We start from the raw sequence: 13,365 nt of genomic DNA, 5'->3' as shown, positions 1-13,365 counted from the left end.
CGTTAGATGGTCTATAGAAAAGCGATAGCCGCACTGATGATCGCGATACTGGCAAGTTGCTCTGTTGCGGAGGACGATAAAGCACAGCCGTCTCAAGAACGCGGTGTTTTCGAACGCAAAAATGTCGCGCCCGACCCGGCCGACAACAGTCTGACACCCCGTAAAGCGGAACATGCGTTCGCGCGGATAGCGCTCAACTGCATTAACAAACAATATCCCAACAAGATCAGCCATGTTTTGAACAGCACGGTCGATATTGCGGAACCGGCAAAGCTGACACCCGTATTCTACGGTTGTTATGATTGGCATAGCGCCGTTCACGGTCATTGGTTGCTCACCCGCTTGTGGGGGCTGGGCCTGGTTCCCGAGATGGATGAGGAGATAGCCGCAGCCCTTGCAGCGAATTTCACGGAAGAAAAAATTGCCGGCGAATTGGCATATTTTAACGGTGACGACCGCAAGGGGTTCGAGCGGCCTTATGGAATCGCATGGTTCCTGCAGCTGACCACCGAACTGCGCGAGATTGCGGCTGGCGAGGGGGGTAAAGCCGAGAAGGCAAAGGCTTGGCTCGCTCGACTGGAGCCGCTTGAAGCGGTGATCGTGACCAACATCAAGGGCTGGCTGCCGAAACTGGCCTATCCCATCCGGCTGGGAACCCACAACCAGTCAGCTTTTGCTTTCGGACTATTTCTCGACTGGGCCGAGCGCAGTGGCGACGACGGAATGGCCAGTCTAGTGCGCAACAAGGCATTGGGTTTTCATCGCAAAGACCAAAATTGTCCGATGGCTTACGAACCTTCGGGGGAGGACTTCCTGTCATCCTGCCTGATGGTTGCCGATCTGATGCGGCGGGTGATGGATGAGGGTGAATATGCCACTTGGCTATCGGATTTCCTGCCCGGGATTCCGGTCGATGGTAGCGGCGACTGGCTGGCTATCGGCATCGTCAACGACCCGACCGATGGCAAACTGGTGCATCTTGACGGCCTCAATCTTTCGCGCGCGTGGGCGCTTGAAGGCATGGCTTCAGCACTTCCAGCCAATGACAAGCGCCGCGCCTCGCTTCTCGCATCAGCTACCCTGCACGGCGAGTCCGGCGAGGCATCTGTGCGCACGCCGCATTATTCCGGCAGCCACTGGCTGGCGAGTTTCGCGACTTATTGGCGCACCGGGAGGGGAATTGACGCTAGCGACAGCAATCCGGCTTCGTGAAGCTCGAATCTGCCCGCGATCTGGCACAAGATGCCGGGGTCCGGACCCGCTCGCTGCTCGACCGGTTGTTTCCGGTCAATCAGGGTCTGGCAATCAAGTCGATGTTCGGCATATGGGGCGCCTATTTCGTGTTTGTCACGAGCCGCGTCCTGTACAGGACGCAGGACAATGCAGATGCGTTGTTCTTCCAGCGCATATTGATGACCAGCGTCTGTATCGCTGTCACTTGGCTGCTATACCGGTTGCTCATCGCGGTGCGGCGCAACGGCATGGGGACAGCGATATTCATGCTTACTTTGCCGACCATCTTCCTGGCCATATACATCGCGATCCTCGACCAGATCATCTTTGATCATGATGCCGCAATGCTCGACTTCTCCTATCTGCTTGATCCAGTAAATTTGGTTACATTCGACTGGGCCTATGTCCTGGACGAAGCGTTTACCCGCTATTTCATATTGGCGAGCTGGGGAGCTCTGTATCTGGCCCTAGCCCATAGTCAGGATCTACAGCGGATGATGGCCCACAGCAGACAACTGGAGCAGTTGAACCGGGAAAGCGAATTGCGGGCACTGCGCTACCAGTTGAACCCGCATTTCGTCTTCAATGCGCTCAATTCAGTGAGCAGTCTGATCATCGATCAGAACAACGAACAGGCTGAAAAACTGGTGGATGATCTGGCTGATTACATGCGCGCCGTGTTGACCGATGGAGCCCAGGACATGGTGCCGGTCGAACAGGAAATTGCGCAACAGGTACGCTATCTCGAGATTGAACGGATGCGTTTTCCGGATCGGCTGCGCTATACGGTCACCATCGATCCGGCCGCAAACGGATGGAGCATACCGGCATTGATCATCCAGCCGCTGATTGAAAACGCCGTCAAATACGGTGTTTCGGCAACAGACCGGCCGGTCAATATTATCATCTCGGCACAGCGGGAGGGCGACCGTTTGCGCATCAGTATCGCGAATGATGGCAGAGTGCAGGGGCCTGCTGGTTTAAGTCATGGTCGCAATGCCGGGACAGGGACCGGCCTCACCAACATCGAGGACCGGTTGAGAGCACTATATGGTCAGAATGCCTCGTTGCTGTTGGCCAATGACAGGGAAGGTATGGCCATCGCTACGATCGTCCTGCCGGATCCATCCCTGATTTTTCAGGATATCTGAACATGGCGACAAGGCTACCATCGGTCTTGATCGTCGATGACGAACCGCTCGCCCGTTCCCGCCTCAAGGCACTGTGCCAGCGAACCGGCCTTTTCGGGAACATGGATCTGGCTGATGGCGGCCATCAGGCGCTTGAAAAAATCAGGCAACTGGAACCCGATATCCTGTTGCTCGACGTCGACATGCCCGATTTGTCGGGACTGGAAGTCGCAGAATATTGCGAGGGCTTGGCGCGGATACCGCAGATTATTTTTACGACCGCGCACAATAAATATGCGGTTCAGGCGTTCCGGTTAGAAGTCACTGATTATCTTCTGAAACCGGTCAAGGAGGTCCAGTTACGGGAGGCGGTCGAACGCGCCATAGTCAATCTGGCGCGTACGCGCATCGACCAGCAACCGGAAATCGCTCAACCGCTTTGGGTACAGGATGGCACAGGATCACTGCAGCTGATCGCGTCCGATATTGAATGGGTTGAAGCGGAACGGGACTATATGCGGCTATATTTACGCGGTCGCAGTTATCTGTTGCATCAATCGATGCGTTCGCTCGAAAAGCAACTGCCGGACAACCTTTTTGTCCGCGTTCACCGTTCAGCGATTGTCCGGCGCGATTGCATCGCAGAAGTGCGCAAAAAAGGGCGCAAAAAATTTGTAATTCTGCAGGACGGCAGCCAGTTGTCGATTGGTCCCCGCTATGCAGACAGGGTCATCGGCACTGGTCAAGCAGGACGCTTGGGCGGATCCGAAACGGTCACCGAATAGCGCGGCGCCGGAGCCGGTTGCTGCATGCCACCTACATCGACAAAAGTCTGTCTTGCGACATTGTGAGGATGGTTCTTGGCTTCCGCCAGCGACAGGACAGGCGCAAAGCAGATGTCCGTTCCTTCCATCAGGTCGCACCATTGGGCGCGGGTCCTGGTTTTGAACAACCTTGTCAATTTGTCCTTCAGAGCGGGCCATTGCCCCGGATCCATCTGTGCGTCGAAGTCGGAATCTTCGGCGAAGCCGGCTACTTGCCGAAGCTGTGCATAAAATTGCGGTTCGATTGATCCGATCGAGATAAATTTGCCATCGGACGTCTCGTAGCTGTCGTAAAAATGCGCTCCGGTGTCCAACAGATTAACGCCCCGCTCGTCTTTCCATTGACCCAGATTGTGAAAGTCGAAAATCATCGCCATCAATGCGGCAGAACCGTCGGTCATTGCACAGTCGACAACCTGACCGGTGCCTCCGGTTTTGGCGTGGAGAAGAGCGGACACCATACCAAGCGCGAGCAACATTCCGCCGCCGCCAAAATCGCCAACCATATTGATCGGCGGCGTGGGTTTTTCGCCAGCACGCCCGAACGCATGCAAGGCGCCGGAAATTGAAATATAGTTGATGTCATGCCCTGCTGCGGAGGCGAGAGGCCCATATTGTCCCCAACCCGTCATCCGGCCGTAGACCAGGCCTGGATTGTCCGCCAGCAACACATCCGGACCCAGCCCGAGCCGCTCCATTACACCGGGGCGGAATCCCTCGATCAATCCGTCTGCGTCTCTCAGCAGTTTGCGGGCCATTTCAATCCCCTCGGCCGACTTCAGATCGACCTCGACCAATTTGCGGGAGCGGGAAAGCGCAAGGCGTGGATCAGGGGCTTTGCCTGGACGATGGAGAACGGTGACATTGGCGCCCTGATCTGCAAGCATCATGCCGCAAAAAGGTCCGGGACCGATCCCGGCAAACTCGATGATATTGATACCGTCTAGTGGCCCTGCCATGCCTTGCTCCTGTTTAATCGTCTGATTAACAGGTCCTATGCAGGGAAAGAATTCTAAGCAAGCTTAATGTCGAAATTTGCGCTGCAGCCTAACGAGGAGGCTCTCCATGCCGCAACGGCAGAAATTGTTTGGCTTGTCGACGCAGATGGCGGGGTACGTCCGATTTTGTCTGACCAACGGGCTTTCTTGCCAGCTTCGGGTCGATCGGATGATCAAATGCGATGCCGAATCTGCCTTGGGCTACCCAAGCAACGTGACCGGCGATACGACCAATATTGCGGAGTTCGATTTGAACATTGTCGCCCCGTTTGGCGAATACTGGTGCTTCTGCCATCAGACCGCCTGCCGACAGATTGCGAATCCGCACTTCGCCGCAGTCGTCTCCGTCAACGAAGCGAAGCGATGCTGTCAGAAACAGACTGTCACGGTCGAGCTGGCGCTTCGGGTGATCCACCGCCTGACTGTTCATTTTCAGACTATCGTCGAATGTTTCTTTCATAAGCTTCCCGCAGTCGATAAATGTAAAAGCATGTGTCGCAACGCAAGGAATAGGGCGGAAAAGGTGCAAATTTGGTTAATGTCCGGATTTATTTTCGGACAAGACAAGTGCTCTATTGATCGGTTTCGGGCGAGAGTTTCGCCCTTAAGTCAGCGGAAATGTTAATTTTTGCGTCAGGGCAGCAACTTTTACTACTGATCGCGCGAGATTTTCTCGTTCCGTTCGTGCGCTTCCTGAGCTTCGACGGTCATTGTGGCTATCGGCCGGGCCTTCAGCCGATCGAGCGAAATTTGTTCGCCGGTGACCTGGCAATAGCCATATTCGCCTTCGTCAATCCGCCGTAATGCCGCGTCGATTTTGGACGTCAGCTTGCGTTGGCGGTCGCGGGTTCTCAGCTCCAGCCCCCAGTCGGTTTCGCTCGATGCCCGGTCGTTCAGGTCAGCTTCCTGAATCGGGCCATCCTGCAAATGCGCCAGAGTTTCTTTGGATTCTTCGATGATTTCCTGTTTCCATTTTTTCAGGGCCTGCCTGAAAAAAGCGAGTTGAAGCTCGTTCATAAAATCTTCGTCTTCGCTCGGTTCGTAGCCGTCTGCGAGGACCGGATCTGCGCCATTCGCGCGATTTTTTGCTGATGCTTTTTTCACCGAGGATGCCAACATACTCTCCAAACATCTGCCCTACCCGAATCCGGGAGGCTGAAACCAGTTACACGGCGGGCCTATACCGAGCACACTTGCCGGAAACAAGGCGCAAAATTGCTGATATTTCAATAATCCTAAAATGGGAAAACTTCGGACATCAAAACCTCGATCGCTGTATATTCAACAGCCCGTGAACCGAATATGACCTGACGCAATCCCCGCATGAGAATTTGCGGATTTCTTCAGCCTTTTGCAACAATGGCATCTCCAATGGTTCCAATTCGGGACATTAACCGTGGTTAGACACAAGCGGCTAAGGTTTTTTGCCGTTTTGGATAGGGAAACAGGGTTAACGCAATTGTAGTTTATGAGATCTTCTGCGTTTCTGATGTGTGTCGGGAAGGCGAAAAGGAAAGCCAGCGATTGATTGCGGGCTCACTGATCGCCTCCACAGCGGAAGAGAGATGATATTATGTCGGTACGGATGGCTTTAGCAAAATTATGCGCTTGCACTTGCGGCGGGGCACTAATTGGCGGCGGCGCAGTTCATGTGTCAGAAGCGCCCTCGGCACCCTATGTGAAGAAACTCACCAAGAAGCAGCCGGTTCGCGCTCGTATGGTCAGGAAAGGCGAGCCCGCTCGCAAGATCAAACGTACGCGGCGTACTGTGACCAAAACGGTGACAGCTTGCCAACCGACAGTGGTCACGATTGCCCAGACTCCGGCAGCACAACCTATCCCGCTTCCGATACCTCCTTATATCCCGCCGGCGCCACCGATCTATGACGGTGGCGGCTCGGTACCCGTCGTGGTTGGCGGCAGCGGCGGATATGGCGGCGGAATCGGCGGCGGCTTTTTTGGCGGCTTTTTTGGCGGCAGTACCGGGTCCAGTGGCGGCAGCATCGTGATATCCTCGACCAGCAGCGGCGGGTCAACTAGCACGTCTTCCGGTGGCAGCTCGACGAGCGGTGGTTCCACAAGTACATCGACCGGCGGCGTTACCAGTACCGGCGGTTCAACGAGCACCTCCACGGGAGGCAGCAGTTCGTCTTCGTCAAGTTCGTCCAGCAGCTCATCCAGCAGTTCATCCAGTTCCAGTGGTGGTGACGCGTCGTCAGGCGGCAAACCAGGTAAACCGGGCAAGCCCGGTGGATCTTCAGGCGGGCATGGTTCGTCGGGTGGGCACGGTTCCTCGGGAGGACATGGTTCCTCGGGAGGGCATGGTTCCTCCGGAGGTTATGGCTCTTCCGGTGGTGGCTCCAACGGTTCCTCGGGCAGTTCGGGTTCGTCCGGCAGTTCAGGTTCATCGGGTAGTTCCAGCTCGTCTTCCTCGAGCTCGGGCGGCAGTTCCACCAGCAGTTCGTCGGGAGCAACGGGTGGGTCTTCTAGTTTTGGAGGCAACAGCTCGTCCACCGGTTCGTCGGGCAGCTCCTCCAGTTCCAGTTCGTCGAGCAGCAGCTCAAGCTCCTCTTCGGGTGGCAGTACTGGCGGATCGACAGGCGGCACCGAAGTGCCGGCACCACCAATCGTCCTGCTTTTCGGGGCAGCAGCAGCGGCCCTATTTGCCCGTCGCCGCAAGGCCAAAAAGGCAATCGCCGCCTAGGCAAACCAAACCCCAATAATCTTGAAAAGCGGCTGGAGCATTCTGGCCGCTTTTTTCTTTGCAGTCTTGCAACTGAAACAGACGGTCGGCATAGGCTCTGGTCATGCATGACATAAAATATATTCGCGACAATCCGGAAGATTTTGACGCTGCGCTAGCGAAGCGTGGTGTCGAAGCCGTCGCTGCACAAATACTGGCACTGGATGAGCAAAGCCGGGCGTTGAAAACGCAGCTTCAGGACGGGCAGGCACGCCGCAACGAGGCATCCAAGGCGATCGGGAAAGCCAAGGGCGAGGGCGACGAGGAAACGGCGCAGGCGCTGATGACAGAAGTCGCCGATCTGAAGAGTAAACTGCCCGGGATCGAAGACAAGGAGCGCGAGGCTTCAGGCCGTTTGCAGGATATTCTCGCCGCACTGCCCAATTTGCCGGCCGATGGCGTCCCGCTTGGGGCAGATGAAGATGACAATGTCAAGATTGGCCGTTGGGGCGAGCCGCGCGTTTTCGACTTCACCGCTCGCGAACATAGCGATATCGGTCCGGCGCTGGGTCTGGATTTTGAAACGGCGGCCGCGATGTCCGGTTCCCGTTTTGCCTTCCTGCGCGGTCAGATGGCACGGCTGCAGCGGGCGATCGGTCAGTTCATGCTTGATCAGCAGACTATGACAAATGGCTTTGAGGAATGCGCGCCGCCCGTGCTGGTCAGAGACCATGCAATGTTCGGCACAGGCCAGCTACCGAAATTTTCCGAGGATTCGTTTCAGACTACTGATGGCCACTGGCTGATCCCGACCGCAGAGGTCAGCCTGACCAACAGCGTTCACGGGCAGATATTGGACGAAGCGCAACTGCCGATCCGGTTGACCGCTCTTACTCCCTGTTTCCGCAGCGAAGCCGGGTCTGCTGGCAAGGATACGAAAGGCCTGATCCGTCAGCATCAGTTTGAAAAAGTTGAAATGGTCGCCATCGTCCATCCCGACCATAGCGATGCCGAGCATGAACGGATGACCGAAGCCGCAGAATCGATACTGAAGGCGCTCGAACTGCCCTATCGCAAAATGCTGCTATGTACGGGTGATATGGGCGCAACGGCTCGCAAAACATATGATCTGGAAGTCTGGCTACCGGGGCAGGACACCTATCGCGAGATTTCGAGCATTTCGACCTGCGGTGAATATCAGGCGCGTCGGATGAATGCGCGGTTCCGCCCCGAGGGAGAGGAAAAAGGGACCAGATTTGTCCACACGCTCAACGGTTCGGGGCTGGCCGTCGGTCGTACGCTGGTCGCGATCCTCGAAAATTATCAGCAAGCGGACGGCTCCGTCACTATTCCGCCAGCCTTGCTACCCTATATGGCCGGCATCGAAAAACTGGAGCCAGCCTGATGCGGATATTATTGACTAACGATGACGGTTTCGACGCCCCAGGCATGAAAATCCTGCTAGATATCGCGCAGCATTTTTCCAACGACATCTGGATTGTCGCGCCGTCGGACGAGAATTCGGGAGCCGGCCACTCGTTGACAATCACCCGGCCTCTGCGGATCCGCAAGCGCGGTGATCAGCAATATTCGGTCGATGGCACACCCACAGACAGCGTGATGATGGCGGTCGCGAAGATCATGAAAGACGGACCGCCTGACCTGATATTGTCCGGCGTCAATCGAGGTGCCAATCTGGGTGAGGATGTCACCTATTCGGGCACCGTTTCGGCGGCCATGGAAGGTGCATTGGCGGGAATCCCGTCGATCGCGCTCAGCCAGGCCTATGCCCGAGGAGACATGGGTGCCGATGTGCCGTTTGATGCCGCTGTGCAATGGGGTGAACGGGTGTTGCGACCTCTGATCAAGCAACGGATGGACCACCGGACATTGGTGAACATCAATTTCCCGGCGCTCCCGGCGAGCGAAGTAAAGGGTGTGCAGGTCGTCTCGCAAGGCATCCGGGACTACGGCCGCCTGCAAATCGTCAGCAACCGCGATCCACGCGGCTTTGAATATCATTGGTTCGGCCTTGGGCCGATGGTGGAAACGCCTGCGCACAGCACCGATCTGGAAGCAATCGCCGACGGCTACGTCTCGATCACGCCGCTCCATTTGGATCTGACCCACTATGATTCGATGGATGGGCTGAAAAAACTTTACCGCTGATCACGAGCCGCCGCGCTCCGAATTCGCTATGCTTGGGCGAGCAGGGCTGGCAAGCTGCGGTTTTGCTGCTATTAGCGATCAGCACGAGGAAGAGGTTAATGGGGTCAGATATGCGTCACATTGCGATCCTGATATTGCTGCTGGCTGTCACCGCCTGCATTCCTCCGGGCCGCGATGACTATGCAGCACCGCCCGAGCCGCCTCAACTGGCTACGAATCCGGCCGTTCTCGGCACTATGCCGACACAGGCGCCGCGTTCGTCTTGGCAAGCTGTTCCCGTAACGGCCAGGGCCAAGAACGTGGCATCAGGAATCTATATTGTGCAGCCGGGGGATACGTTACGCGGGATTGCCAACCAGACTGGCGCGGGATCGCAGATCATTGCGATCTCCAACGGACTGGTCGAGCCCTATGTCATTCAACCCGGCCAGCGGCTCAAAATTACCGGCGGGCGCTATCATGCCGTCAATGCGGGTGAAACCGGTATCGCGATCGCCCGCGCCTACGGGGCGCAATGGCGCGAAGTGGTGGCGCTGAACGCTCTTGAGGAACCCTATATCCTCCGCGTGGGGCAGAAGCTGCTGCTGCCCGCATCGGCACCCAGGGATCCAGCAAATTTGAGTATCGAGCAACGTGCGGCTGCCTTCGATCTGGATATTGACGATATTGTTACCGGCGGCCAGCCAGCGCTGGCCGACGGGGCTGCTGCCAAAGAGCCATCCGACTGGCGGAAAACCATAGCACCCAACACAGCTATCGCTACACCGGGGAGCTTCTCCGGACGGTTCATATGGCCGGTGGAAGGCGCGGTTATTTCCAGTTTCGGCAGCAAAGGCGGCGGCAAGGTCAATGATGGCGTCAACATCGGCGTCCCCAAAGGTACACCGATCCACGCTTCTGCCGATGGGGTGGTCGCCTATAGCGGCGATGAAATCGGCGTGTTCGGCGGGTTGATCCTGATCAACCATGGATCCGGCTGGGTCACTGCCTACGGCCACGCCGACAAGCTCAACGTGACGCGAGGCCAGAAGGTAAAGGCTGGCCAGGTTATCGGCCTCGCCGGCGAAAGCGGTTATGTGCAGGAATCGCAACTGCATTTCGAGATCCGCAAGGATCGCAAGCCGGTTGATCCGAAAATCCATCTGCCGAAACGCGGCTGAAATCATGGCAAGGAAAACGCAACGTAAAATCTCTGACTATTTCACCCTGCGGCGGCGTTCGAGTCTGCCGATCTGGGCGGATATTGCATGGCGCGTCGCCTTCGTGCTCGGCCTTATCGGGATGGCCGTGTCGGTGCATTATTTCGACCGCAATGGCCTTCAGGATAGCTATGACGGCGATGTCAGTTTTCTTGACGTCGTCTATTTCACAATGATCTCCATCACTACCACCGGCTATGGCGACATCGCCCCGGTCACCGAACGGGCGCGGATGTTTGACGCGCTGGTTGTGACTCCTATTCGCATCTTCGTCGTGCTAATCTTTGTCGGCACGGCCTATAATTTTGTTTTCAAACGAACCTGGGACAATTGGCGCATGAAACTGATTCAAAGCAACTTGCACGACCATATCGTGATCGCCGGCTTTGGCACAAGCGGCAGCGAAGCCGTGCAGGAGCTGCTCGCACGCGGTACAAAGCCGGAAGAGATTGTCGTGATCGACACATCGGACGACGCCTTGTCGCTGGCGGAGAAGCTTGGCTGCGCGGTGATCAACGGTGATGCTACGCGTGACAATGCGTTGATGAATGTGAAAATATCGCGTGCGCGTTCGATGATTGTTTCGGCAGGGCGAGACGACACCAGCATCCTGATCGTACTCACCGCCCGGCATCTCGCTTATCATCTGCCGATCAGTGTATCGATCAAGGCGGCGGACAATGAATTGCTGGCGCGGCAGGCCGGTGCGACCACGGTTATCAATCCCGTCAGTTTCGCAGGGCTCCTGCTCGCCGGAAGCTGCGAAGGGGCCAAGATTTCGGACTATCTCAGCGACCTCGCCTCGGCGACCGGCCGGGTAAAGCTGGTCCAGCGGTCGGTGACCGAGGATGAAGTCGGAATGGCGATGAGCGAAGTTGTCGGCACCGCGCTGGGTGTGCGCATCTACCGGGGCGACACGGTGATTGGCTTTTGGGAAACCGAAGCGCAGAAGCTCGAAGCCGGCGACATCATTGTCGAGATCATCCCGGGCAACGGAGTAGAGACGCCGGTCCCCGAAGACGCCTGACACCCCCTGTTCCCAAGTTCATGTTGCACCTGCGAGATAAAGCCCTATCTTGAAAGCTTGTTGATGGAGTTTTCTGATGGCCGACACGATACCAATGCCCACCGGGCTGCGTCCACCGCACAGACTGGCGCAGCTGGGCGAACTCACCCTGCCGCTGGATCTGATGCGCTTTGGCCTGCAATGGCCGCGCCTTGTCACCGCACCGCGCGGCGATGGCCGGCCGGTCTATCTGATCCCCGGCTATGGCGGCAGCGAATTGTCGATGCGCCCGCTGGAGGGTTTTCTGGGGCGAATCAACTATGACGTCGCCGACTGGTCGCTCGGCCGCAACCAGGGCTCGGTGGATCGCGATGTCGCGCGCTTCACCGACGTTGCGGAAGCGCGCTTTGCCGCCAATGGCGAGCAGCCGTTTACCCTGATCGGCTGGTCGCTCGGCGGGATCATCGCCCGCGAAGCCGCTCGCCTGTCGCCCCATCTGGTCCGCGAGGTGATCACCATGGGCACCCCGATCATCGGTGGCCCCAAATATACCACTCCGGGCCAGCGCTACGCCCGGTCCGCCGATATCAGGCTCGACCAGTTCGAGCGCGAGGTTCACCAGCGCAACAGCATCGGCTTCGACCAGCCGCTCACCGTGCTTTATTCCGACCGTGACGGCATCGTCGGCCCCGAGATCGCCAGGGATATCTACAATCCCCAGGCCCGCAATATCCGCGTCGATGGCGGGCATCTGAGCATGGGTTTCAACCCCAAGGTCTGGCGGATCATCGCCGACACGCTCGCCGGGCGCGCCTGAACCCGCCCGGCGGCAGGGTCCGTCCGGGCCGCTAACCCAGCCAGGCGTGGACCACACCCATAGCGGTATAGAAGAGCAGCCAGTAGCCCGCGTCGATGAAGAACAGGGTCTTGCTCTTTTGCGAGAACAGATAGTTGGTGCCGATCGCCGGCACGATGAACCCCAATGCCACGCCAAAGGCGGTCAGCACCTTCACGCCGAAATCGAGGTCCGCCGCGTAGGTCGCGAAAGTATGGGCCAGTGTCCAGGACGCGACCAGGCTGAACGCGAACGCCCCGCCATAGATCTTGCCCATGCTGCCCTCTTTGATCTGCTCCTCGGTCAACCCGACCGCGCCCATCCATTTTTTGCCCATCACCGGCCCGTACCAGATGCCGCCGACCAGAAAGCCCGCCAGCGCAGCCACAACGACCGCAATCCAGTTTACATCAAAGATATTCATTCCACCCTCCCACAGATTGTTCCCCGGCGCAGGCCAGGGTCGTCGTCGCCATAGCGGAATTCGAGTGTTTCGGCAATGAATCGAGGTCTTTGGCGGCGATGGCCTGACTCCACCTGCCGGTGTGAACGGAGGCGATGACACGAGATGGACTCCGGCCTGCGCCGGAGTCCAATGCCGGGGCATCGCGATCTTTTGGTGACTCGCCGGCAAAACGCGCTTAAAGGCCGCCCGATATGGCAACCCAAATTCCTTCTCCGCCCAAAGTGGGCATGGTCTCGCTCGGCTGTCCCAAGGCCCTGGTCGACAGCGAGCGCATCCTGACCCAGCTGCGCTCCGACGGCTATGACCTGTCGCCCGACTATGCCGGCGCCGACGTTGTGCTGGTCAACACCTGCGGTTTTCTCGACAGCGCCAAGGAGGAGAGCCTCGAGGCGATTGGCGAGGCGAGGGCCGAGAATGGCCGGGTGATCGTCACCGGCTGCATGGGCAACGAGGCCGACGTGATCATGAAGCGCTTCCCCGATGTGCTCGCGGTTACCGGCGCGCATCAATATGAGGATGTCGTCACCGCGGTCCATGCGGCGGCTCCGGCAGCGCGCGGCGCGTTTGTCGACCTGGTGCCGCGCCGGGATATGGGGGCGGGTCTCAAGCTGACCCCGCGCCACTACAGCTATCTCAAGATCTCCGAGGGCTGCAACCATCGCTGTTCCTTCTGCATCATCCCCAGCCTGCGCGGTGACCTTGTGTCCCGCCGTCCCGACGCGATCCTGCGCGAAGCGGAGAAGCTGGTCGAGGCGGGTACCAAGGAACTGCTGGTGATCAGCCAGGACACCTCGGCTTACGGCGTCGATATCCGCCATCAGC

The 13,365-nt window shown here is 57.8% G+C and carries 16 protein-coding genes; 10 read left to right on the top strand and 6 right to left on the bottom strand.

All coding sequences use genetic code 11. The features are described from left to right. Positions 1–6: 6 nt before the first annotated feature. The 3 genes from WBM93_RS13560 to WBM93_RS13550 are packed head-to-tail and all read left to right on the top strand — an operon-like array spanning position 7 to position 3,148. Positions 7–1,212 carry a DUF2891 domain-containing protein gene (locus WBM93_RS13560; RefSeq protein ID WP_424432396.1) on the top strand — a complete coding sequence of 402 codons (1,206 nt, stop codon included), beginning with the start codon at positions 7–9 and terminating at the stop codon, positions 1,210–1,212. After that, positions 1,209–2,384: a sensor histidine kinase gene (locus WBM93_RS13555; RefSeq protein WP_424432395.1), complete on the top strand. Its 1,176-nt coding sequence runs from the start codon at positions 1,209–1,211 to the stop codon at positions 2,382–2,384. Before WBM93_RS13560 ends, WBM93_RS13555 begins: the two co-directional genes overlap by 4 nt. Positions 2,385–2,386: 2 nt before the next feature. Then, positions 2,387–3,148: a LytR/AlgR family response regulator transcription factor gene (locus tag WBM93_RS13550; RefSeq protein WP_424432394.1), complete on the top strand. Its 762-nt coding sequence runs from the start codon at positions 2,387–2,389 to the stop codon at positions 3,146–3,148. On the opposite strand, the gene WBM93_RS13545 is transcribed toward WBM93_RS13550, so the two are convergent. From WBM93_RS13545 to WBM93_RS13525, 5 genes are all read right to left on the bottom strand, one after another. After that, on the bottom strand, positions 3,106–4,146 hold the full coding sequence (locus tag WBM93_RS13545; protein WP_424432393.1) for a CaiB/BaiF CoA transferase family protein: 1,041 nt from the start codon (positions 4,144–4,146) through the stop codon (positions 3,106–3,108). The genes WBM93_RS13550 and WBM93_RS13545 overlap by 43 nt on opposite strands. A gap of 88 nt (positions 4,147–4,234) precedes the next feature. Continuing rightward, the gene (locus WBM93_RS13540; protein ID WP_424432392.1) at positions 4,235–4,645 is read right to left on the bottom strand and encodes a PilZ domain-containing protein; all 411 of its coding nucleotides are present in this window, start codon (positions 4,643–4,645) and stop codon (positions 4,235–4,237) included. A gap of 191 nt (positions 4,646–4,836) precedes the next feature. Then, on the bottom strand, positions 4,837–5,304 hold the full coding sequence (dksA, locus tag WBM93_RS13535) for an RNA polymerase-binding protein DksA (RefSeq protein WP_424432391.1): 468 nt from the start codon (positions 5,302–5,304) through the stop codon (positions 4,837–4,839). A 762-nt stretch (positions 5,305–6,066) separates the two neighbouring features. Further along, entirely contained in the window at positions 6,067–6,429 is a 363-nt protein-coding gene (locus tag WBM93_RS13530) for a hypothetical protein (protein WP_424432390.1), read from the bottom strand. 93 nt (positions 6,430–6,522) lie between these two features. Beyond that, positions 6,523–6,792, bottom strand: coding sequence for a hypothetical protein (locus WBM93_RS13525; RefSeq protein WP_424432389.1), 270 nt, complete (start codon positions 6,790–6,792; stop codon positions 6,523–6,525). A gap of 4 nt (positions 6,793–6,796) precedes the next feature. On the opposite strand from WBM93_RS13525, the gene WBM93_RS13520 reads away from it, so the two are divergent. From WBM93_RS13520 to WBM93_RS13495, 6 genes are all read left to right on the top strand, one after another. Continuing rightward, positions 6,797–6,889 (top strand): PEP-CTERM sorting domain-containing protein, encoded by a 93-nt coding sequence (locus WBM93_RS13520; protein ID WP_424432388.1) that lies wholly within the window; start codon positions 6,797–6,799, stop codon positions 6,887–6,889. A gap of 103 nt (positions 6,890–6,992) precedes the next feature. Beyond that, complete coding sequence (gene serS / locus WBM93_RS13515; protein WP_424432387.1) at positions 6,993–8,273, top strand: serine--tRNA ligase; 1,281 nt, start codon at positions 6,993–6,995, stop codon at positions 8,271–8,273. Continuing rightward, the gene (gene surE / locus WBM93_RS13510) at positions 8,273–9,037 is read left to right on the top strand and encodes a 5'/3'-nucleotidase SurE (RefSeq protein ID WP_424432386.1); all 765 of its coding nucleotides are present in this window, start codon (positions 8,273–8,275) and stop codon (positions 9,035–9,037) included. Before serS ends, surE begins: the two co-directional genes overlap by 1 nt. A 110-nt stretch (positions 9,038–9,147) precedes the next feature. After that, positions 9,148–10,197: a peptidoglycan DD-metalloendopeptidase family protein gene (locus WBM93_RS13505; RefSeq protein ID WP_424432385.1), complete on the top strand. Its 1,050-nt coding sequence runs from the start codon at positions 9,148–9,150 to the stop codon at positions 10,195–10,197. Between the two features lie 4 nt (positions 10,198–10,201). Continuing rightward, positions 10,202–11,263: a potassium channel family protein gene (locus WBM93_RS13500; protein ID WP_424432384.1), complete on the top strand. Its 1,062-nt coding sequence runs from the start codon at positions 10,202–10,204 to the stop codon at positions 11,261–11,263. A 76-nt stretch (positions 11,264–11,339) separates the two neighbouring features. Continuing rightward, entirely contained in the window at positions 11,340–12,059 is a 720-nt protein-coding gene (locus WBM93_RS13495; protein WP_424432383.1) for an esterase/lipase family protein, read from the top strand. Between the two features lie 31 nt (positions 12,060–12,090). Here the strand turns inward: WBM93_RS13495 and WBM93_RS13490 are convergent, their stop codons facing one another. Continuing rightward, entirely contained in the window at positions 12,091–12,501 is a 411-nt protein-coding gene (locus WBM93_RS13490; RefSeq protein ID WP_424432382.1) for a DUF1761 domain-containing protein, read from the bottom strand. A gap of 233 nt (positions 12,502–12,734) precedes the next feature. Here WBM93_RS13490 and WBM93_RS13485 point away from each other — a divergent pair. Further along, positions 12,735–13,365, top strand: a 631-nt coding sequence (locus WBM93_RS13485; protein WP_424432381.1) for a radical SAM protein, incomplete at its 3' end; no start/stop codon positions are given.

Origin of the sequence: Parasphingorhabdus sp. (genome assembly GCF_049667325.1) — a bacterium.
Classification (GTDB): Bacteria; Pseudomonadota; Alphaproteobacteria; order Sphingomonadales; family Sphingomonadaceae; genus Parasphingorhabdus.
Note: the sequence above shows the minus strand (reverse complement) of the source record. Positions and strands in the feature narration are given on the sequence as shown.

Excerpts from the sequence above, each read along its gene's own strand:
- WBM93_RS13560 (WP_424432396.1), top strand. The coding sequence starts at position 7 with ATGGTCTATAGAAAAGCGATAGCCGCACTGATGATCGCGATACTGGCA.
- WBM93_RS13550 (WP_424432394.1), top strand. The coding sequence starts at position 2,387 with ATGGCGACAAGGCTACCATCGGTCTTGATCGTCGATGACGAACCGCTC.
- WBM93_RS13545 (WP_424432393.1), bottom strand. The coding sequence starts at position 4,146 with ATGGCAGGGCCACTAGACGGTATCAATATCATCGAGTTTGCCGGGATC.
- WBM93_RS13540 (WP_424432392.1), bottom strand. The coding sequence starts at position 4,645 with ATGAAAGAAACATTCGACGATAGTCTGAAAATGAACAGTCAGGCGGTG.
- dksA (WP_424432391.1), bottom strand. The coding sequence starts at position 5,304 with ATGTTGGCATCCTCGGTGAAAAAAGCATCAGCAAAAAATCGCGCGAAT.
- serS (WP_424432387.1), top strand. The coding sequence starts at position 6,993 with ATGCATGACATAAAATATATTCGCGACAATCCGGAAGATTTTGACGCT.
- surE (WP_424432386.1), top strand. The coding sequence starts at position 8,273 with ATGCGGATATTATTGACTAACGATGACGGTTTCGACGCCCCAGGCATG.
- WBM93_RS13505 (WP_424432385.1), top strand. The coding sequence starts at position 9,148 with ATGCGTCACATTGCGATCCTGATATTGCTGCTGGCTGTCACCGCCTGC.
- WBM93_RS13500 (WP_424432384.1), top strand. The coding sequence starts at position 10,202 with ATGGCAAGGAAAACGCAACGTAAAATCTCTGACTATTTCACCCTGCGG.
- WBM93_RS13495 (WP_424432383.1), top strand. The coding sequence starts at position 11,340 with ATGGCCGACACGATACCAATGCCCACCGGGCTGCGTCCACCGCACAGA.
- WBM93_RS13490 (WP_424432382.1), bottom strand. The coding sequence starts at position 12,501 with ATGAATATCTTTGATGTAAACTGGATTGCGGTCGTTGTGGCTGCGCTG.